The 898-nt window shown below is 64.1% G+C and carries 2 protein-coding genes; one reads left to right on the plus strand and one right to left on the minus strand.

Annotation, left to right across the window (positions count from 1 at the left end; all coding sequences use genetic code 11):
- Nucleotides 1-354: AEC family transporter (locus tag EN939_RS36055; RefSeq protein ID WP_206528452.1), on the plus strand; the 354-nt coding region annotated here is incomplete at its 5' end.
- Here EN939_RS36055 and EN939_RS36060 read toward each other — a convergent pair.
- Nucleotides 331-898 (minus strand): FAD-dependent monooxygenase (locus EN939_RS36060; protein WP_206528453.1); only part of this gene is annotated, 568 nt, incomplete at its 5' end. The two genes, EN939_RS36055 and EN939_RS36060, sit on opposite strands and share 24 nt — an antisense overlap.

Consider the following 898-nt stretch of genomic DNA (forward strand, 5'->3'; position numbering starts at 1 on the left):
GCCGCACCTTGCGCGCTGTTTGCCATGGGCGTCACGCTGGCGCTCAGGCCGCTCAATCGCGTCCCGCACGAGATGGTTCCGATTGCGGCACTGAAACTGATCCTGCACCCTTTGCTCTGCTATGTCGTGTTGAGCTGGATCGGCAATTTCTCTGAGACATGGGTCTTCTCGGCGGTGCTTCTGGCGGCGTTGCCGACCGCCACCAACGTCTTCGTCATCGCCCAGCAGTATGGCGTCTGGGTACAGCGCGTGTCGGCCAGTGTGCTGATCACAACCTGCCTGTCGGTCGTGACTGTCACCGGGCTGCTCTACCTGATCCGGCACGATATCCTAGCGCCGGACCTGTTTCCCTAACCCGCCGGCAAGCGCGGCAAAACCGCTGCCTGGACGAAGCCCCTCGCGCATGAAAAAAGCCCGAAGCGGCGCGAAGCCACCGAGCACGCCGAGCCCGGCCACGCGGGCCATCTGGGCCGGCAGCATGTCGGAAAGCAGCGACATGTTGAGCAGGTTGACCGCACCGCTACGCGCCAGAATATCGGGGCGGCGCTTGAAATCGTAAGCCGCAAGCGCCTTGGCTGCACCCGGGTCCGCTCGATTTTCACAAGCGATTCCAACCAGATCGTCGACGTCCCTGATGCCGAGATTGAGGCCTTGCGCACCAATCGGCGGAAACACATGGGCGGCTTCGCCGACCAGCGCCACCCGATCTCGGGCGAAACGCAGTGGCGTCACCGCCGAAAGCGGATAGATCTGCCGGCCCGGCTCGACCGTCACCCGGCCCAGCATCGACTGCATCTGCTGTTCAACCCGCTGAGAAAGCGTCGTATCGTCCAGTGCGGCGAGGTCGGTCGCGGTCTCGGGCTTGACCACCCAGACCAGGCTGGAGCGATTGCCGGGC

The sequence above is a fragment of the Mesorhizobium sp. M7A.F.Ca.CA.002.05.1.1 genome, from assembly GCF_003998335.1.
Classification (GTDB): domain Bacteria; phylum Pseudomonadota; class Alphaproteobacteria; order Rhizobiales; family Rhizobiaceae; genus Mesorhizobium.